Genomic DNA, 18,602 nt, shown 5'->3' on the forward strand with positions numbered 1-18,602 from the left:
CCCATGACCAACCCCTTCGACGACCAGGAAGGCACCTTCCTCGTCCTCGTCAACGATGAGAACCAGCACTCGCTCTGGCCCCAGTTCGCCGACGTCCCCGCGGGCTGGACCATCGCCCACGGCCCCGACACGCACGCCGCCTGCCTGGACCACATCGAGCGGAACTGGACCGACATGCGGCCCAGGAGCCTCGCCGACGCCATGGACGCCCGGCGGTAACGCGGCCGACATGACCTCCACCCACACCCAGACCGGGGCCCGCGACACCGCGGGCCCCGCCCCGGTCCGCGACCTCGGCGCCGCCCTGCTCACCCCCGAGGCCCGGCGCGACCCCTACCCGCTCTACGCCCGCATGCGGCGCGAGGACCCGGTCCACCGCAGCCCCCAGGGCGTCTGGTACCTCACCCGGTACGCCGACGTCGAGGCGGCGCTCGGCGACCTGCGGCTGTCCAACGACCGGGACAGGATGACCCGGGCCTACACCGCTCTCGGCGGCGACCTCAAGGAGTTCAGCCGGCTCACCGACCGGCTCGGCCGGGTGATGAGCAACACCGACCCGCCGGACCACGCCCGGCTCCGCAAACTCGCCAACCGGGCGTTCACCGCCCGCCGCGTCGAGGCGCTGCGCGACCGCGTCCAGCACCTCGTGGACCGGCTCATCGACGCGGCGGTCGCCGCCGGGCCCGAGCTGGAGCTGATCGAGGCGGTTGCCTCCCCGCTGCCCCTGTCCGTCGTCTGCGAGCTCTTCGGCATCCCCGAAACGGACCGGCCGCGGGTCAAGGACTGGTTCCGCCGCTTCGGCCGGCTCAGCGAGGACCTGGCCAAGTCCGAGACGGCGATCGACCAGTACGAGGACTACCTGTCCGGGCTCATCCGACAGCGCCGGCGCGCACCCGGCGACGATCTGATCAGCGCCCTGGTCGCCACCCAGACACACGACGACCGGCTCACCGACTCCGAACTGCTCTCCACCTGCTTCGTCCTCATCACCGCGGGCGACGAGACCACCACCCACCTCATCAGCAACGCCGTGCACGCCCTGCTGCGCCACCCGGACCAGCTGGCCCGGCTGCGTGCGGACCCCGGCCTCATGCGCGGCGCCGTCGAGGAGCTGACCCGCTACGACACGGTGACCCAGGCGATCGTCAGGGTCGTCGCGCAGGACCTGGAGATCGGCGGACGGACCCTGCGCGAGGGCGAGTTGGTGTACCTCTTCCTCGGAGCCACCAACCGCGACCCGGAACGCTTCGAGGACCCCGACCGGCTCGACCTGACCCGCCCCGGCAACCGGCACCTCAGCTTCGGCCACGGGCCCCACTTCTGCCTCGGCGGCCCGCTCGCCCGGCTCCAGACGGAAGTGGCCGTCGGCACCCTGGTGCGCCGGCTGCCCGGGCTGCGCCTGGCCGAGGGGGCGGAGCCGGACTGGCGGCCCAACCCGCTGCAACGACGGCTGACCGCCCTCCCGCTCACTTACTGACCATGAACGACGACGAAGGAGCAGCACCGACCATGGCCCGGGAATTCCGAGTCCGCAGGCAGCAGGACCTGCCCGTCGCACCCCAGCAGGTCTGGGACGCGGTCGCCACCGCCGCCGGAAACCTCGGCTGGCTCTACCCGATGGAGATCGAACCACGTGTCGGCGGCAAGGCCACCCGGGGCGACGCCACCGTCCTGACCTGGGAGCCCCCGCACCACCTCGCGCTGCGGGCCACCCAGGACGGCGGGTTCTCCAACACCCTCAGCTACCGCGTCGACCCGGCCGACGACGGCACCAGCCACCTGCGCATGGGCATCCACTGGGTGCACACCGGCGTCGTGGACGACGCCTGGAACTGGGACGGCAAGACGGACGCGGCCGAGAAGTACGTCGACTTCCACCAGCACGCCCTGACGGAATACCTCCGCCACTTCGCCGGGCGCCCCGCCGTCTACGTACCGGCCCACCGCCCCGAACCGACCGCCGACCCGGCCGACTTCGCCGCCCTGCGCCGCCGCCTGGGGCTCGCCGACGACGCGGCGGTCGGCGACCGGTTCACCCTCCTGGCCCCCGAGCCGGTGGCGGTGACGGTCGACTGGCTCAGCGCCGACTTCGTCGGACTGCGTGGCCCGGACGCCCTGTACCGGTTCTTCAACGGCAGCACCTGGAACGTACCGATCCGGCTCGGCCACCACCTGTTCGCCGAGGACGCCGACGAACAGCGGGCCACCGGGATGTGGTCGGCCTGGCTCAACGAGCCCGCCCGGGAGCGCTGATGGAAACCTCCACGCAGACCCTGCTGTTCGCCGCCGAACTCATCGAGGAGAACGGCACCTACACCCTCGTCGTGGAGGACGTGGGCCAGGGCACCGTCCAGTCCACCCCGGTCCCCAAGGCGATGGTCGACAAACTCCCGGTCTTTCTCGCGGCACTCACCGCGAAACTCGGCCCGCCGCGACCGCGCCGTGGGCGGTGACAGCCGATGCTGGGCGCACAGACCGCACGGGCCGCGTCCTGGGGCGCACCCGTCATCGTCAACACCTGGAACAAGATCAACGGAAGGTGGACCGCCAGCAACGAGCTGGAGACGTACACGCCGGACTGCGTCTTGTGTACTACTCGGGCCGGGTGGAGTCGACGGCGCTGTACGGGTACGGCACGTACAGCTTCACCGCGAGCATGCCCAACGGCCAGGGGCTGCTGCCCGCCGTGTGGGCCGCGTACCTCAACCCTTGGCTGCCGGAGTTCGACGCGGCCGAGATCGTGGGGCAGAACCCGAACGTCGTCCACCAGACCAACCACGACATCAACAACGCGCAGCACCCCCGGGACCGGGATGCGCTTCATCGCCGACATCGCGGTCGGCGGCGACTGGCCGGGCAACCCGGACGCCTCCACCTGGGCCACCGCCGACGGCGCCCGCTACCTCAAGCTCTCCTCCGTCACCCACACCCCGTACTACCCCTGACAGGCGCGACCGGGCCCCCGGCGGAGGGGCCGGACGGGACTTTGCGGGCAGGCACTAGCGTCGGGGGCGACCACGACGGCGCGGCAACGGAACACGGGGAAACCATGACCCACGGCAACAACACGTCCAGCGACCGAACCGAACCACCCGTCACCTTCATCACCGGCGGGTCCAGCGGGATCGGCGCCGAGACCGTACGCCGGCTCCTCGGCCTCGGACACCGGGTCGCCGCGACCGGGCGCAGCGCGAAGAAGCTGGCCGTGCTGGCCGAGGAGATGGCCGCGGGCGACCGGCTGCTGACGTTCGAGGGGGACGCGGGGGACTGGGAGCATGTGTCGGCGGCGGTCGAGGAGACCGTACGTACCTTCGGCCGGCTCGACCACGCCATCGCCAACGCCGGATACTCGGCCGACGCCCACGTCGAGACCGGCGACCCCGAGAAGTGGCGCGGCATGGTCCTGACGAACGTGCTGGGTCCGGCCCTGCTGGTCCGGGCGGCGCTCCCGGCGCTCAAGGAGTCGCAGGGCCGGATCGTGCTCATCGGCAGCGTCGCCGGGTACAAGAACACCGCCGGCAACCTGTACTCGATGACCAAGTGGGCGGTGACCGGCCTCGCCGAGAACGTACGCATGCTCACCACCGGATACGGCGTCGGCACGACGCTGATCGCACCGGGCCGGGTGCTCACCCCGTTCTGGGACGAGCGCCCCGGCGGAGCGGCGGCGGCCGGTCCGATGATCACCGCCGGGCAGCTGGTGGACACGCTCGTCTGGGCGATCTCGCAGCCGCGCGGTGTGGACGTGAACACGCTGGTGGTGCGGCCGATCGGCCAGTCCAACTGACGCGGATTCATTCCAACGGCAGCCGCGGAGGTGCGCCCCCGGCCCGCTGCGGCAGGATCGACCGGAGACCGACTCACGAAGGAGGTCACGCGATGCCGGAGCCCATTTCGCGATTCGCCCGGATAGCCCTGGTGTCCGCGCACACGGGCCCGCTCGCCCAGCCGGACGGTCCCGGCCTCGGCGGACAGCACGTGTACGTGGCCCAGCTCGCCGCGTGCCTGGCGGGGCGGGGACACGACGTCACCCTCTACACCCGCCGTGACCGGCCCGACCGCCCGACCCTGGTGCGCACCGCGTCGGGCGTGAAGGTCGTCCACGTACCGGCGGGCCCGCCCGTCCCGGTGCCGAGGGACGAACTGCTCACGTGGATGCCGGAGTTCGGCGCGTATCTGGCCAGGATCTGGCGGCTCAACCGGCCCGACGTCGTCCACGCGCACTTCTGGACGTCCGGCGTGGCCGCCCTGACCGGGGCCCGGGGCGCGGGCATCCCCGTCGTGCAGACCTTCCACACGCTCGGCACGACGGAACGGCGTCACCGGGGCGGAGCGGACGCCGGGCCGCCCGAGCGCGTCGGCATCGAGACCCGGATCGGCCGTGAGGTCCACCGCACCCTCGCGACCTGCGCGGACGAGGCGGACGAACTGGTGGCACTCGGCGTCCCCCGGGCCCGGATCAGCGTCGTGCCCTGCGGCGTCGACATCGCGCACTACGCCCCCGTGCCGCTCGCCGACCGGCCGCCCGATGCCGGCTTCCGACTGCTGTCCGTCGGCCGCCTCGACCCCCGGCAGGGGTTCGACCGGGCCGTCGGGGCGCTGGCCGGCGTCCCCGGCGCGGAACTGCTCATCGCCGGCGGACCGGACGCACAGCTCCTCTTCGCGGACCCGGAGGCCGAGCGGCTGCGCAGGACCGCCGTCCGGTGCGGGGTGGCCGAGCGGGTACGGCTGCTGGGCCGTGTGCCGCGGGCCCTGATGCCGCACCTCATGTCCAGCGCCGACCTGCTCGTGTCCCTGCCCCGCCACGCGCCGTCCGCCCTCGTCCCCATCGAGGCGATGGCCTGCGGCACCCCGGTCGTGGCCACCGCCGTCGGCGGGCAGCTGGACGCGGTCGTCGACGGGGTCACCGGGACGCTCGTGCCGCCGGCCGATGACGAGACGCACGACCTCGCCGCGACGATCCGGGGCCTGCTCGGCGATCCCGCCCGACTGGCGCGTTACGGGGCTGCCGCCCGCACCCACGCGCTCGCGCGGTTCGCCTGGGACGAGGTGACGGACGGCGTCTGCCGCGTCTACGCGGACCTCGCCCGCGGGCCCCGGGTCCGGGAGACGAGCCCGCTCAGCCCGGCCTGAGCGGGGCAGCGGAAGGCGGGCACCGGAGGACGGGTACCGGGAGGCGGGCCCCGAAAGGGCCCTACGCCGCCCGGTCGGCCTCCTGACCGGCGTCCCGGCGATCCGGCCCTGCGTCCCGGCGAGGCAGGACCCGTCCTCGGCCCCGGGCATCCCGGCGTCGAGCGACAGTGTGCGGTAGCCGTCGGTCCCGTCAGCGGTCCGAGACCGTGAAGAGCGCGCCCTCCGGATCACGGAGCACGAACGCGGTCCCCGGCACCCCCTCCACCGGTGTCGCCTCGCCCCCGGCGGCCACCACGGCCTCCGCCGTCCGCCGGCTGTCGGGCACCAGGAAGTCCACGATCCAGCGCGCCCGCACCAGGGGATCCGTGGCGTTCGCCACCCCGCCGCCACGCAGCGTCACCACGGTGTGCCCGCCCGCCCGTACGAGGACCCGGTCCTCCGCGTAATCGACGGCGCACCGGCTGTGCGTCTTCGCCCAGCCGAAGACCTCCGCGTAGAAGATGGCCGCCTCGAAGGCGTGGCGCGACTGGAGATCCACCCTGGCCGGGGCGCGCGGCCCGTCGGCCCAGACGGGCGCCGGGCCCTCCCAGAAGCCGAAGACGGCACCCTCCCGGTCGGCGGCTATCGCTGCCCGCCCCTCGCCCAGCGGCAGCGGACCCACGGCGAGCGTGGCCCCGCGCTCCCGGATGCGGTCGGCCGCGACGTCGGCGCCCGGCACGGCGAAGTACGGAATCCAGGCCGGCGGCGGGCCGCCGGCCGGGCAGCCCCCGATACCGGCGACCGCTCTGCCGTGAGCCCGGGCCAGGGCGAAGTCGTCGCCGAGGCTGCTGTCGTGGAACTCCCAGCCCATCACCCGGGCGTAGAAGTCCCGCGCGGCCCGCAGATCGTGGGTCGCGAGACTCACCCAGCAGGGCGCGCCCGCGACGGGTGTCTTCCAGTCCAGACTCGGCATACGGCGCTCCTTCGCCGGGGACCCTCTAGAACGATGCGCCCGCGCCCCGGCCCACGCACGCGCTCACCCGGCCACACGCCCCCGATTCCGCACCGGGCGGGACCGTGGGTCAGCCCTCCCGCCCCTGTTCCTCCTCCTCGTCCGTGGTGTACACGGCGGCCTCCTCGGCCGAGGCCGCGCCGCCGTCGATGCCCACGTCGTCGGCGTAGACGTCGGTGCGCCGGCCCGGCACCTCGTCCGCCGGGCTCAGCCGGCCCGAGCGGGTCTCGCCCTCCTCAGGCTCCAGCGGTTCGCCGTCGCCGCCGTCCAGGTCCCCGATTCCGTCGCCGTCCGGGGGCTCGACGTCCTCGACCTCCTGGGCCAGGCGCTGGTCGAGGGATTCGCCGCGGCGCTCCTCCTCGCCCGTCGTGCCGTACTTGTCGACGCCGAGGGGGCGCTCGGGCGGCGAGTAGCCCTCTTCCATCTGGTCGTCCAGGCCCCGCTCGCCGAGCGCGTTCTCCAGGTCGAGATCGTCGTTGGGCGGGTCCTGGCCCTCCTCCTGCGGCTGGTAGACGTCGTCGCCACGTGCCCCTGTCGGCATGATTCGTCCTTCCGTCGGAGGCGTCATGGATGCCGGGGCGGCCGCGGGCAGCCGCCCTGCGCATCCTGCGGGTGCCCTGCCGGGCACAGGGAAAACACACCTTTCGTCACCCTATGGGCACAGCCGGTCCGCGTCCTCCCGGGTGCGCTGTCAGACGCGGGCGTGAAGCGGTCCCAGCTACGGTGACCTGCGAGGATTTCCGTGATGCCGTCCAGCACCGTGGACGCGCCCCCCGGCCGCCACGACGCCCGGGGGGCGACCCGGCCTGGCCACGCGTACCCCCTCGCCCTCCGGCCGGACACCTCGGTCGTGCCAATCGCCGTACGGCCCTGAACTGGCCGGTCGGTAGGCTGGCTTCGTACACGCGGACGGCGAGGGGGACGTGGTGAGCGGAAGACCTGCCGGCGGTCCGGCGATTTCACCGGTGGCCGGGCGGCCCTGGTGGGCGGCCAACGAACTCCTCGCGTTCCTCCTGGAAATCGCGGCACTGGCCTGCCTCTTCCGGTGGGGGTACTCCCTGGCGGGCCACCTGGCCGTCCAACTGCTCACCGGCACCGCCGTCCTCGCCGCGGCCATCGTGCTCTGGGGCCTGTTCGCCGCACCGCGCGCCCGGTTCCGCCCGCCGCTCGCGGGAGTCCTGGCGGTGAAGGCCCTGGTGCTCGGCGGGGGAGCCCTCGCGCTGTACGGGGTCGGGCACCCGGCCGCCGCGGCGGTGCTGGGCGCCGTCGTCGTGGTCAACACCGCCCTGGCGGAAACCTTCCGGCACCGGGCAGCCGGCCCGCCGAAGCCGGCAGCGTGAAACATGACGACGACCGGCTGCCCCGACACACTCGGCCTGAATCGGGCATTCTGGTTTAACCCGGATTCCGTGGGAACCCGTCGCACGGAACCGCCGTGCGGGTCCGCCCGCAGGATGACCCGGGAGGAGACCACCCATGCGTGCACTGACCTGGCAAGGAAAGCGTGACGTCCGCGTCGAGACCGTTCCCGATCCGGTCATCCAGGACCCGGCCGACATCATCATCCGGGTCACCTCGACGGGCATCTGCGGATCGGACCTCCATCTGTACGAGGTGCTCGGCCCGTACCTCGACCCCGGCGACATCCTGGGCCACGAGCCGATGGGCGTCGTGGAGGTCACGGGGCCCGGGGTGACCGCCGTGGCGCGCGGCGACCGGGTCGTCGTCCCGTTCAACGTGTCCTGCGGCACCTGCTTCATGTGCGGCGAGGGTCTGCACTCGCAGTGCGAGACCACGCAGGTCAGGGAGTACGGCACCGGCGCCGCGCTCTTCGGGTACACCAAGCTCTACGGCCAGGTGCCCGGCGGCCAGGCCGAGCTGATGCGGGTCCCCTTCGGCAACACGCTGCCCATCAAGGTCCCCGAGGGCCCGCCGGACGACCGGTTCGTCTACCTGTCCGACGTGCTGCCCACCGCCTGGCAGGCCGTCGAGTACGCCGCGATCCCGCCCGGCGGCAGCGTCACCGTCCTCGGCCTCGGCCCGATCGGCGACATGGCCGCCCGGATCGCCCTGCACCGGGGTGCCGGCCTGGTCATCGGCGTCGACCTGGTCCCCGAACGCCTCGCCCGCGCCGCCGCGCGCGGCGTCCAGACCCTCGACCTGAGCCGCTACGGCAAGGACCTGCCGGACGCGGTCCGGGACCTCACCGGTGGCCGGGGCACCGACGCGGTCATCGACGCCGTCGGCATGGAGGCCCATGCCACCGGGGCACCGATCGGCAAGGCCGGCCAGTGGGCGACCGGGCTGCTGCCGGGCGCGGCCGCCCGCAAGCTCATGGAACACGCCGGCATCGACCGCCTCACCGCCCTGCTCACCGCCATCGACGCGGTACGCCGGGGCGGCACCGTCTCCATCTCCGGCGTCTACGGGGGTGCCGCCGACCCGCTGCCCCTGCTCACCATGTTCGACAAGCAGATCCGGGTCCGGATGGGCCAGGCCAACGTCAAGCACTGGGTGCCCGACATCCTGCCGCTGCTCGTGGACGAGGACCCGCTGGGCGTGGACGGCTTCGCCACGCACCATCTGCCGCTGGAGGACGGCCCGAAGGCGTACGAGACCTTCCAGGCGAAGGCCGACGGCATGGTCAAGACGCTGCTGCGGCCCTGACCCGACCGCCGGGGATCACCCCGTACGAGGCCACTCGTCGCGGGCCAGACGGGACTTTGCGGACACGCCCTAGCGGCTGACGGCCTTCAGCAGCTGCTCCTTGTTCATCGTGGAGCGGCCCTCGATGTTCTTCCTCTTCGCCTCTTCGTACAGCTGGTCCTTCGTACGGCCCTGCGCCCCCTTGTGCGAGCGCTCACCGCCGCGTTCGGAGGCCGACTTGGGGTCACGGGTGGACGTCCTGCTCGCCGTCCGCGACTCGCCGGAGCGGGCGCGCTCCTTGTTCACGGTGCGGGCGGCGATCTCCTTGGCACGCTTCTCGGACGTGCCCCGCTTCTCCGCGCTCTCCTTCACGTGCTCGTACTGACGCTCACGCTTGGGGCTGGATCCTGCCGGCATGACGCGGTCCTCCTCGTTCTCGCCTCGGCCCCCGGGCCCGGGTTGCCGGGGGGCCACGTCCGAAACATGGCACCGCCCCGCCGGGTACGCCCATCGGGTCGCGCGCTCGGGTGACACCACGCCCCGCCCACAGGCGGAGCGGCCGACTCCGGGTACCGGGGTCCTGCGAGGCCGGGCCACCCGGCGCACACCCGGACGACGCGCCGAACACGTAGCACCGAACGGAGAACCACCATGTCCAGAGCCACGACCGTGCGGAACCTGCTGGACGAGCACGGGCGGACCTATGCCGAGGAAGCCGGCATCCGGCTCCGCGACACGCCCATGCCGCTGTACCAGCTGCTCACCCTGTGCGTCCTGTTCTCGGTCCCCATCAAGGCCGGCATGGCGGTGGCCGCCGCCCGCGAACTCTTCGCCGCCGGGCTGCGCACCCCGCGCGCCATGGCGGACGCGTCCTGGCAGGACCGGGTCGACGCCCTGGTCCGCGCCCACTACCGCCGCTACGACGAGAGCACCGCCACCGCGCTCGGCGAGGGCGCCCGGCTCGCCCTCGACCGGTACCACGGCGACCTGCGCGGGCTCCGCGAGGAAGCCGGCGGGGACCCGGGGAAACTGCGCGAACTGCTGAAGGAGCTCCCCCGGATCGGGCCCGTGGGCGCCGACATCTTCAGCCGCGAGGCGCAGGGGCTGTGGCCCGAGCTGCGCCCCGCCTTCGACCGGCGCGCCCAGGACGCGGCCGAAGGACTCGGGCTGCCGCGCGAACCGGAGAAGCTGGCCGGCCTCGTCGCCGACGAGGACCTGCCCCGGCTGGCCGCCGCGCTGGTCCGGGTCGGGCTGGAGTGACCGGCCCCGCCGTCACCAGCCCGTCCAGAGCAGATGGTTGACGGCGAGGGCCACCACCGCCTGCGCGGCGAGCCAGCCCCGGCGGCCCCGGTCCGGCAGCAGCGCCGCAGCGGGAAGTAGCCAGACCATGAACGGCTGCCAGATCCGCTCGGTCTCCGCCTTGCTCATGCCCGACAGATCGGCCGCCAGCAACAGGACCAACGCCACAAGGACCAGCGGCACCAACCGGTCCGGCGCACTCGCCTCCCCGCCGCGCAGTGCCCGTACGGCACCCGGCCCACCCGCGAAGACGCGCCGCAGCCCCGCGACCGTCGCCGGGCCCACCGCGATCACGGTGCACGCGAGATTCGCCCACACCCAGTACCCGTACGGCCGGAACCCGCCCGCACCCTGGTGGTAGCGCTCCACGAGCACGTGGTACGCCTCCCACCAGTTGAAGCCCGCCGCCGTGAACCCGGCCGGCGCCACCAGGGCCCCGAGCAGCGCGAGCGGCAGCGGCCGCGCGGTGCGGGCGAGCACGAGAACGGCCAGGAGCAGGAGCGCGATCAGCGGCAGCCCGTAACTCAGGTAGCAGACCCAGCCGTAGAGGAGGCCCGCACCCAGCGCGGCAGCCACCGGACTCCGCGCCGTGCGCGTCGCCGCCAGGGTCAGCAGGGCCACCGACCAGGCGGCCACCGCCGCGAAGTACGCGTCCGCCGAGGTCCCGGCCCAGACCGCGACCGGGGCCAGGACGAGGAACGGGGCCGCGCGCCGGGCGATGTCCTCACCGGCCAGGGCCCGCACCGTGACCAGCACGGCGAGCAGCGCGGACGCGCCGGTCAGGACGCACCAGACACCGGCCCAGGCGCCGCCGCCGAGACCGGCCCGGTCCAGGAACACGAAGGTGAGCGTGGCGCCCGGCGGATGACCGGCGACATGGGCGGGCCAGTTCCCCGGCGGGCCGATCAGGATGTGCGTGTCGAACGTGCGCAGCGCGGCACCGATGTCCTGGAAGCGGTCGATGACCCGCAGATACTCGTGCTTGGTGGTCAGCCGCTCGGCGATGCCCCGGCCCCAGCCGTCGATCAGCGCGAGCGAGGAGATCCAGGCCAGCGAGGAGGCGTAGACCGTCAGGAGCAGGGAACGCCAGCGCAGCCGGCGGGCGAGGAGCGGCCCGTACGCGATCACGGCGACGGCCACGACCGGAGCGGCCACCGTCCCCGGGCCCGTGTGCGGGTACCAGGACGCAAGGAGCGGCGGCCAGTGCACGTACAGCGTCCGCGCGTAGTCCTCGATGGCCCGCCCGCCCAGTGCGGCGACGGCCACGAGCACGACACCCGCCCCGGCGGCCACCAGATCCCAGCGCTGTCCCGAGCTCCGGGCGGTGGCGCGTTCGGTACGGGGCTCGATGCGGTCCTCGGTCTTCACGCAGGCACCGTACGCACCGGGAGGCCGCGACGGCGGGTACCGCCCGGGCGCGTCACACAACCGTCAGATTCACGGCCGCCGCCGTACGTTCGCCGGGGTGACGTCACCGTTTCGTCAGGAGTCGCACGGGCCGGTCGCGCAGGCCACGGGCATAGCGTCGGGCTCATGGGCGACAGCCGTCGGAACGCTCCGACACCCTCCGCATCCTCCTCCCGGCCCCGCGCCGCCGCGCTCCTCGCACGGCTGCCGTCGGCGCCCGGCTTCTGGCGCAGCCCCGTGCGCGGCGTGCCGTTCACCGCCGTGCTCGGGCTCGTCCTGCTCGTCGGGATCACACTGCTCTTCGTGACCGGCCTGCTGTCGTACGCCGCGTACAACCCGGATCTCGCCCCGGTCAACGACAAGACGCCGGACAAGGGGCTGCTCGGCTTCTACCTCTTCCCCTGGCCCACCTCGCCGCACTGGCTCTACCGGCTGACGCAGGGACTGCACGTCACCCTCGGGATCGTCCTCGTCCCCGTACTGCTGGCCAAGCTCTGGTCCGTGGTGCCCCGGCTCTTCGCCCTGCCCCCGGCCCGCTCCCTCGCCCACGCCCTGGAACGGATCTCGCTGCTCCTGCTGGTGGGCGGGGCGCTCTTCGAATTCGTGACCGGGCTGCTCAACATCCAGCTGGAATACCTGTTCCCCGGCTCCTTCTACCCGCTGCACTTCTACGGGGCATGGGTGTTCTTCGCCGCCTTCCTCGCCCATGCCGCACTGCGCACCCCGCAGGCCGTACGGGTGCTGCGGGCGGGCGGGCTCAACGGGCCGGTCGCCGGCGACGCGCTGGAATCGCCCGCCCCGGCCCCGCCGACCCTGTCCAGGCGCGGCGCCCTCGCCATGGTGGGCGCCGGCTCCCTGCTCCTGCTGGTCACCTCGGCGGGCCGGAGCTTCGACGGGCCCCTGCGCCGCCTCGCCGTGCTCACCCCGCGCGGCGCGGCCGAACCGGGCTCCGGCCCGGGCGGCTTCCAGATCAACAAGACCGCCGCCGCCGTCGGGATCACCACCGCCGACACCGGCGAGGGCTGGTGGCTCACCGTCAGCGGCCCGGCCGGCGACCTGCGGCTGAGCCGGGAACAGCTGCTCGCCATGGAACAGCACAGCGCGGCTCTGCCCATCGCCTGCGTGGAGGGCTGGTCCACCTCGGACCAGTGGTGGCGCGGCGTACGGCTGAGCGACCTCGCGGCCCTCGCCGGATACCCGGACCGGCCGCCCGGGGTGCTGGTGGAGTCCCTTCAGCGCAGCGGCCCCTTCCGCCGGGCGGCGCTCCGGGACAACCAGGTGCGCGACCCGCGCTCGCTGCTGGCGTTGCAGGTCAACGGCGAGGACCTGTCGCCCGACCACGGATACCCGGCCCGGATCATCGTCCCCGCCGCCCCCGGGGTGCTCAACACCAAATGGGTGGCCCGGCTGACCTTCGGAGAACTGTGAACACCACCGGCCCCCGCGCCCTCCTGCGCCGCCGTTACGGTGCGGGCCCGCTGCACCTCGTCCTGCTGGCGGCCTCCTTCGCGCTCGCCGGATACGCGGGTGTGCGCCTGCTCGCCGGCGACTGGCTCGGCGTCACCCTGTGGTTCGTGGGCGCGGCCCTCGTCCACGACCTGGTACTCGTGCCGCTGTACGCGGCGGTGGACCTGGCGCTGCGCCGGGGCCCCGGACGGCGAAGGCCGGCCTCCGTCAATTACGTACGGGTGCCGGCCTTCCTGTCCGGGCTGCTGCTGCTCGTGTGGTTCCCGCTGATCACGCGGCCGAGGCGCTACGAGCCCGCGAGCGGGCTGTCGCCCGATGTGTTCCTGGGGAACTGGCTGCTGACCACGGCCGCGCTGTTCCTGCTGTCGGCGCTCCGGTACGCGGTCCGCACCGTCCGGCTCCGCCGCAGGGCGACGAAGGCGCGGCCGTCCGCCTCCCACTGACCCTCGGCCCGCAGCCCGTGCGGGCGGGCGTACCCCAGCAGGGCGGCGGAGCCGAGCCGCGCCCACGGGAAGAGCCCGTCCGCCGCGCGTCCGTCCGGGGCACGCCCGTCGTCCAGCCGCACCCGGACCCGCTCGTCCAGGTCGTGCGGCACGGTCTCGGCGATGAGGAGGCCGCCGGGGGAGAGGAGTTCCGCCGCCCGGCGCAGCAGCCGTTCCGGGTCGCCACCGATCCCGATGTTGCCGTCGGCGAGCAGCACGGTGCCCCAGCGGCCCTCGCCGGGCAGCGGGTCGAAGACGGACCGGCGCAGGGCATACCCGCCGAGCCGGACCGTCCGGGCGACCGCCGCCTCGCTGACGTCGATGCCGAGGGCGCGGTGGCCGCGCGACGCCAGTGCGGCGACCAGCCGGCCGGGCCCGCACCCGATGTCCAGGACCGGTCCCTCGCAGCGGCGCAGCGCCGACAGGTCCGCCGCGTCGGCCCCGGCGCACCAGCGCTCGACGTCCAGCGGCAGCAGCCAGCCGTCCGTACGGCGAAGGAACAGCGGCCCGTGCCCGTTGCGCAGGGCGTTGGTGTACGGGTCGGTGCCCCACGCGTCGGCGTCCGGACGGCCGGGGCCCCGGGGCGGGGCGGCCTGAGGGGCGGCCCGAGTCGCGTCGGCGCGGCTCATCGGACGGCCGCCCGGCGCGTCCGGGCCAGCTCGGCCGCGAACCGCCCGTCCGGTGCGAGCGCGGCGACCTCCGCCGCGTCGGCAGCCGTGTCCACGTCCCGCAGCCGGGGCAGGTCCCGCACGGTCAGCCCGGCGTCGACCAGCCGGCGCCGCTGCACCGCACCCGTCTCCGGCACGGACATCGGCACTCCGCGCAGCAGCCCGGGGTCCGGCTCCGCCAGGCCCAGCGCCCAGAATCCGCCGTCCTCCGCCGGGCCGAACCAGGCGTCGCACCCCTCCCAGGCCCCGGGGGCCAGCGCGGGGGCCAGGTCGGCCGCGGTGATCTGGGGGGTGTCCATCCCGATCAGCAGGGCCGGTCCGGCGCACGCCCCGAACGCGGCGGCCAGCCGCTCGTCCAGCCCGCCCGCCCCCTGCCTCACGACCTCGATGCCCGGCGGCAGCCACGGCCCGGGCGCTCCCGCCAGGACGACGGCGCGCCGGGCGGCCGGCAGGGCCAGGACGGTGTGCAGGGTGTCGGCGAGTGCGGCCTCCGCGAGGCGCGCGGCCTCGGCGGGGGAGAAGGGCGGGGTGAGCCGGGTCTTGACCCGCCCGGGCAGCGGCTCCTTGGCGATGACCAGCAAGGTCGTCGCACCGGCCGGCCCGGGTCCGGGCATGCCCGCGCTCACTGCGGCACCCCCGCCGGGACCGGCGGCTCGGCCAGCACGGCGCGCATGTCGCGGACCGCGTGCCAGGTGCCCAGCCAGGTGCCGGTGACCTTCGACTTCCCGGTACGCGCGAGGTACGGCACATCCGTCTCGGCCACCCGCAGCCCCGCGTCGGCCGCCCGCACCACCATCTGCAACGGGTAGCCGCTGCGCCGGTCCGTGAGCCCGAGCGCCAGCAGATCCGCGCGACGGCCGGCGCGCAGGGGGCCCAGATCGCGCAGCCGCAGCCCGGTCCTGCGGTGCAGCATCCGGGACAGCGCGGCGTTGCCCGCCCGCGCGTGCAGCGGCCAGGCGCCGCGCTCCCGGGGGCGCCGCCGCCCGAGCAGCAGATCGCATTCGCCGTCGGCCACCCGGCGTACGAAGCCCGCGAGGAGGGCGGGGTCCAGCGAGCCGTCGCAGTCGCAGAAGCAGACGAACTCCGCCGCACTGGCGAGCAGCCCGGCATGGCAGGCCGAGCCGAAGCCGCGCCGGGGCTCGTGCACCACGGTCGCGCCCAGCGCACGGGCCACATCGGCGGAGCCGTCGGTCGAGCCGTTGTCCACCACGATCGCCCGCCAGCCCCGGGGCACCCGGGCCAGCACACCGGGCAGCGCCGCGGCCTCGTCAAGACAGGGGAGGACGATGTCGGCGCGGGGGCCTGAGTCATCGGAAGGAAGGATCACCCGGCTCACCCTACGGAGCGAAAACCGGCATTTCGGGCTTTGGATTCTTACGAAACATGGACGTCGCCCGTCACCGGCCCGCCCGCGTTTCCGGCTGCGCCGCCCCGGGTGTCAGGGTGGTTCCATGCAGACGACCCCGGACACCCCGCCACCCGATCCCGCAGGCGAGGCGCCGTCCGCCACCCCGGCACGCGGTCACGTCCTCGTCGTGGACGACGACCCGACCGTCGCCGAGGTCGTCGCGGGATATCTGACCGGGGCCGGCTACGACGTCGCCAGGGCGGCGGACGGACCGGCCGCTCTCGCGCTGTACGAGGCCCGCCGGCCGGACCTGGCCGTCCTCGACCTCATGCTTCCCGGCATGGACGGCTTCGAGGTCTGCCGCCGCATGCGGGCGCACGGGCCGGTCCCGGTCATCATGCTCACCGCGCGCGGCGACGAGGACGACCGCATCCTCGGCCTCGAAACCGGCGCGGACGACTACGTCACCAAGCCCTTCAGCCCGCGCGAGCTCGTCCTGCGGGTCGACTCCGTGCTGCGGCGCGCCAGGGCGGCGGCGGTCCCGGCCGGCCGGCCCAGGCTGCTGGAGGGCGCGGGGCTGGTGCTCGACCCGGCCGCCCGGAGCGCGACCTGCCGGGGCGGGCGGCTTGCCCTCACGCTCCGCGAGTTCGACCTGCTCGCCTTCCTCCTGCGCCACCCGGGCCGGGTCTTCACCCGGGAGGAGCTGATGCGCGAGGTCTGGGGCTGGGACTTCGGGGATCTGTCCACCGTCACCGTGCATGTGCGCCGGCTGCGCGGGAAGGTCGAGGCCGACCCGGCCCACCCGGAGCTGATCCGTACGGTCTGGGGCGTCGGCTACCGACTCGACCTGCCCGGAGACGGCACCGCGGCCCCGGACGCCGGAGCCGCGTCATGACCGACACGCTCCTCATCGCCCTCTTCGCCTTCCTCGGCGCCGCCGCCGCGGGGCTGCTCGGGGCGTTCGCGCTGCGGCTCACCCGGCACCGCCCGCTCGTCGTCTCGCTGAGCATCGTGGCCGCCGTGGCCGTCACCGCGATGCTCGCCGGGACCCTGGCCGTCGCCTGGGCGATGTTCCTGTCACCGCACGACCTGACCGTGGTCACGACCGTCGTCGCCATGGCCGCCGTCGTCTCCCTCGTCACGGCGATGCTGCTCGGCCGCTGGGTCGCCGCCCGCAGCCGCGAACTGACCCTCGCCGCCCGGTCCTTCGGCGACGGCGGCACCTTCGCGGCGCCCGAGGCCCCGGCCACCGCCGAGCTCGCCGCCCTCACCCGCGAACTCGCCGCCACCAGCGCCAAGCTGGACAGCTCGCGGATGCGGGAACGCGCCCTGGAGACCTCGCGGCGCGAACTCGTCGCCTGGATCTCCCACGACCTGCGCACCCCCCTCGCCGGACTGCGCGCCATGTCCGAGGCGCTGGAGGACGGCGTGGCCGTCGACTCGCCGCGCTATCTGCGCCAGATCCGGACCGAGGTCGAGCGGATGAACGACATGGTCGGCGACCTCTTCGAGCTGTCCCGCATCCACGCCGGCTCGCTCGCGCTGACCCCCACCCGCGTCTCCGTCTACGACCTGGTGGGCGACGCCCTCGCCGGCGCGGACCCGCTCGCCCGCGAGCACGGGGTGCGGCTGGTCGGCGGACGGATCGAGGAGGTGCCCGTGGAGGTGGACGGCAAGGAGATGAGCCGGGTCCTCGGCAACCTCCTGATCAACGCGATCCGCCGGACGCCCGCCGACGGCACGGTCGCCGTCGCGGCCCACCGCGCGCCGGACGGGGTGGTCCTCTCGGTGACCGACGGCTGCGGCGGCATCCCTGAGGAGGACCTGCCGAGGGTCTTCGACACCGGCTGGCGCGGCAGCCATGCCCGTACCCCACCGGCCGGCGCGGGCCTCGGCCTCGCCATCGTGCGGGGCATCGTCGAGGCCCACGCCGGCCGGGCGGAGGTGCGCAACGTCACCGGTGGCTGCTGCTTCGAGGTGACCCTGCCCCCGGCGTGAGCACTAGGGGGTGTCTTGCCGATCAGGCGCGGACCCGGCCATGATCGGCAAGACACCCCCTGGGGCCTCCCGCAGCGGCGCCGCCGCGAAGTCGGCCATGCCCTCCGCGAACCCCACCTGAGGCAGCCAGCCCAGCTCCTCGCGCAGCCGCCGCGAGTCCGCCGTCACATGGCGTACGTCCCCGAGCCGGAACTCGCCGGTCACCACCGGGGCCGGACCCCCGTGGGCCGCCGCCAGCGCCCCGGCCATCTCGCCGATCGTGTGCGGCTCGCCGCTGCCGGTGTTGTACGCCGCGAAGCTCCCGGGACCGCGCGCGCCGACGGCCTCCAGCGCCACCGTGTTCGCGGCGGCCACATCCCGTACATGAACGAAGTCGCGCCGCTGCCCGCCGTCCTCGAAGACGCGCGGCGCCTCGCCCCGGGCCAGCGCCGACCGGAAGAACGAGGCGACACCCGCGTACGGCGTGTCCCGGGGCATCCCGGGCCCGTACACGTTGTGGTACCGCAGCGCGACCGCGCGCCCGCCCGTCGCCCGCGCCCAGGACGCGGCCAGGTGCTCCTGCGCGAGCTTGGTGGCCGCGTACACGTTGCGCGGGTCCGCCGGCGCGTCCTCCCCGACGAGCCCGGGCACCAGCGCCTCCCCGCAGTCCGGGCAGCGCGGCTCGAAGAGGCCCGCCGCCAGGTCGGCCGGGTCCCGGGGGCCGGGGCGGACGGTGCCGTGACACGGACACGCGTAACGGCCCTCCCCGTACACGACCATCGACCCGGCGAGCACCAGGCTCCGCACCCCGGCCTCCGCCATCGCGGCGAGCAGGACGGCGGTGCCCAGGTCGTTGCAGCCCACGTACTCCGGGGCGTCCGCGAAGTCCTTGCCCAGGCCGACCATCGCCGCCTGGTGGCACACCGCGTCGACGCCGTGCAGCGCACGGTCCACGACCGCGCGGTCCCGTACGTCCCCGACGATCAGCCGCCCGTCGTCACCCCCGGCCGGCCGGTGTACGGAGGGGCCGTGCGCCGAGGGCAGCAGTGCGTCGAGCACCACCGCCTCGTGCCCGGCCGAGGTGAGACCGCGGACGATCTCCGAACCGATGAACCCGGCACCGCCGGTGACAAGTACGCGCATACGGGCCACGCTAGGACGCGCACGGCCCCGTCACGCGCTTT

General features: G+C 74.3%; 21 protein-coding genes and 1 pseudogene. 14 read left to right on the forward strand and 8 right to left on the reverse strand.

All coding sequences use genetic code 11. From position 1 onward, the window contains the following. Positions 1 to 3: 3 nt before the first annotated feature. From OG338_RS28380 to OG338_RS28415, 8 genes and pseudogenes are all read left to right on the forward strand, one after another. Positions 4 to 219, forward strand: a complete 216-nt coding sequence (locus tag OG338_RS28380; RefSeq protein WP_405940077.1) for an MbtH family protein — start codon at positions 4 to 6, stop codon at positions 217 to 219. 10 nt (positions 220 to 229) lie between these two features. Then, entirely contained in the window at positions 230 to 1,477 is a 1,248-nt protein-coding gene (locus tag OG338_RS28385; RefSeq protein ID WP_405940078.1) for a cytochrome P450, read from the forward strand. Between the two features lie 2 nt (positions 1,478 to 1,479). Next, complete coding sequence (locus tag OG338_RS28390) at positions 1,480 to 2,253, forward strand: SRPBCC domain-containing protein (protein WP_405940079.1); 774 nt, start codon at positions 1,480 to 1,482, stop codon at positions 2,251 to 2,253. Further along, positions 2,253 to 2,453, forward strand: coding sequence for a hypothetical protein (locus OG338_RS28395; RefSeq protein ID WP_405940080.1), 201 nt, complete (start codon positions 2,253 to 2,255; stop codon positions 2,451 to 2,453). The genes OG338_RS28390 and OG338_RS28395 overlap by 1 nt, the downstream gene beginning before the upstream one ends. 152 nt (positions 2,454 to 2,605) lie before the next feature. Beyond that, positions 2,606 to 2,719, forward strand: a pseudogene (locus tag OG338_RS28400) (glycoside hydrolase family 16 protein); the annotation flags it as partial. Positions 2,720 to 2,813: 94 nt separating this feature from the next. Further along, positions 2,814 to 2,945: a hypothetical protein gene (locus tag OG338_RS28405; protein WP_405940568.1), complete on the forward strand. Its 132-nt coding sequence runs from the start codon at positions 2,814 to 2,816 to the stop codon at positions 2,943 to 2,945. 104 nt (positions 2,946 to 3,049) lie between these two features. After that, a complete protein-coding gene (locus OG338_RS28410) occupies positions 3,050 to 3,787 on the forward strand; it encodes an SDR family oxidoreductase (protein ID WP_405940550.1) in 738 nt (245 codons plus the stop codon). Positions 3,788 to 3,879: 92 nt separating this feature from the next. After that, complete coding sequence (locus tag OG338_RS28415) at positions 3,880 to 5,133, forward strand: glycosyltransferase (protein WP_405940081.1); 1,254 nt, start codon at positions 3,880 to 3,882, stop codon at positions 5,131 to 5,133. Between the two features lie 190 nt (positions 5,134 to 5,323). Here OG338_RS28415 and OG338_RS28420 read toward each other — a convergent pair whose 3' ends face one another. Both OG338_RS28420 and OG338_RS28425 read right to left on the reverse strand, forming a co-directional pair. Continuing rightward, positions 5,324 to 6,085: a VOC family protein gene (locus OG338_RS28420; protein WP_405940082.1), complete on the reverse strand. Its 762-nt coding sequence runs from the start codon at positions 6,083 to 6,085 to the stop codon at positions 5,324 to 5,326. Between the two features lie 109 nt (positions 6,086 to 6,194). Next, positions 6,195 to 6,665: a DUF5709 domain-containing protein gene (locus OG338_RS28425; protein ID WP_405940083.1), complete on the reverse strand. Its 471-nt coding sequence runs from the start codon at positions 6,663 to 6,665 to the stop codon at positions 6,195 to 6,197. A gap of 424 nt (positions 6,666 to 7,089) precedes the next feature. Here OG338_RS28425 and OG338_RS28430 point away from each other — a divergent pair, with 424 nt between their 5' ends. Together OG338_RS28430 and OG338_RS28435 are read left to right on the forward strand one after the other, a co-directional pair. Beyond that, positions 7,090 to 7,464 carry a YrdB family protein gene (locus OG338_RS28430; RefSeq protein WP_405940551.1) on the forward strand — a complete coding sequence of 125 codons (375 nt, stop codon included), beginning with the start codon at positions 7,090 to 7,092 and terminating at the stop codon, positions 7,462 to 7,464. Between the two features lie 136 nt (positions 7,465 to 7,600). Further along, positions 7,601 to 8,791: an alcohol dehydrogenase catalytic domain-containing protein gene (locus tag OG338_RS28435; RefSeq protein ID WP_405940084.1), complete on the forward strand. Its 1,191-nt coding sequence runs from the start codon at positions 7,601 to 7,603 to the stop codon at positions 8,789 to 8,791. A 69-nt stretch (positions 8,792 to 8,860) separates the two neighbouring features. Here OG338_RS28435 and OG338_RS28440 read toward each other — a convergent pair whose 3' ends face one another. Then, positions 8,861 to 9,187 carry a plasmid stabilization protein gene (locus tag OG338_RS28440; protein ID WP_405940085.1) on the reverse strand — a complete coding sequence of 109 codons (327 nt, stop codon included), beginning with the start codon at positions 9,185 to 9,187 and terminating at the stop codon, positions 8,861 to 8,863. A 234-nt stretch (positions 9,188 to 9,421) separates the two neighbouring features. Between OG338_RS28440 and OG338_RS28445 the strand changes: the two genes are divergently transcribed. Then, a complete protein-coding gene (locus OG338_RS28445; RefSeq protein WP_405940086.1) occupies positions 9,422 to 10,030 on the forward strand; it encodes an endonuclease in 609 nt (202 codons plus the stop codon). Between the two features lie 12 nt (positions 10,031 to 10,042). Here the strand turns inward: OG338_RS28445 and OG338_RS28450 are convergent, their stop codons facing one another. Next, the gene (locus OG338_RS28450) at positions 10,043 to 11,437 is read right to left on the reverse strand and encodes a hypothetical protein (protein WP_405940087.1); all 1,395 of its coding nucleotides are present in this window, start codon (positions 11,435 to 11,437) and stop codon (positions 10,043 to 10,045) included. 165 nt (positions 11,438 to 11,602) lie between these two features. On the opposite strand from OG338_RS28450, the gene OG338_RS28455 reads away from it, so the two are divergent. Continuing rightward, entirely contained in the window at positions 11,603 to 12,904 is a 1,302-nt protein-coding gene (locus OG338_RS28455; RefSeq protein ID WP_405940088.1) for a molybdopterin-dependent oxidoreductase, read from the forward strand. A gap of 325 nt (positions 12,905 to 13,229) precedes the next feature. Here the strand turns inward: OG338_RS28455 and OG338_RS28460 are convergent, their stop codons facing one another. The 3 genes from OG338_RS28460 to OG338_RS28470 are packed head-to-tail and all read right to left on the reverse strand — an operon-like array spanning position 13,230 to position 15,420. Beyond that, positions 13,230 to 14,054 (reverse strand): class I SAM-dependent DNA methyltransferase, encoded by an 825-nt coding sequence (locus OG338_RS28460; protein WP_405940089.1) that lies wholly within the window; start codon positions 14,052 to 14,054, stop codon positions 13,230 to 13,232. Then, a complete protein-coding gene (locus OG338_RS28465; protein ID WP_405940090.1) occupies positions 14,051 to 14,707 on the reverse strand; it encodes a DUF2064 domain-containing protein in 657 nt (218 codons plus the stop codon). Before OG338_RS28465 ends, OG338_RS28460 begins: the two co-directional genes overlap by 4 nt. Positions 14,708 to 14,715: 8 nt before the next feature. After that, a complete protein-coding gene (locus OG338_RS28470) occupies positions 14,716 to 15,420 on the reverse strand; it encodes a glycosyltransferase family 2 protein (protein WP_405940091.1) in 705 nt (234 codons plus the stop codon). A gap of 124 nt (positions 15,421 to 15,544) precedes the next feature. Between OG338_RS28470 and OG338_RS28475 the strand changes: the two genes are divergently transcribed. Continuing rightward, the gene (locus OG338_RS28475; protein WP_405940092.1) at positions 15,545 to 16,336 is read left to right on the forward strand and encodes a response regulator transcription factor; all 792 of its coding nucleotides are present in this window, start codon (positions 15,545 to 15,547) and stop codon (positions 16,334 to 16,336) included. Further along, on the forward strand, positions 16,333 to 17,439 hold the full coding sequence (locus OG338_RS28480; protein ID WP_405940093.1) for a sensor histidine kinase: 1,107 nt from the start codon (positions 16,333 to 16,335) through the stop codon (positions 17,437 to 17,439). Before OG338_RS28475 ends, OG338_RS28480 begins: the two co-directional genes overlap by 4 nt. 3 nt (positions 17,440 to 17,442) lie before the next feature. On the opposite strand, the gene OG338_RS28485 is transcribed toward OG338_RS28480, so the two are convergent. Beyond that, positions 17,443 to 18,561, reverse strand: a complete 1,119-nt coding sequence (locus OG338_RS28485; protein ID WP_405940094.1) for an NAD-dependent epimerase/dehydratase family protein — start codon at positions 18,559 to 18,561, stop codon at positions 17,443 to 17,445. Between the last annotated feature and the right edge of the window lie 41 nt (positions 18,562 to 18,602).

The sequence above is a fragment of the Streptomyces sp. NBC_00726 genome (assembly GCF_045161735.1).
Classification (GTDB): Bacteria; Actinomycetota; Actinomycetes; order Streptomycetales; family Streptomycetaceae; genus Streptomyces.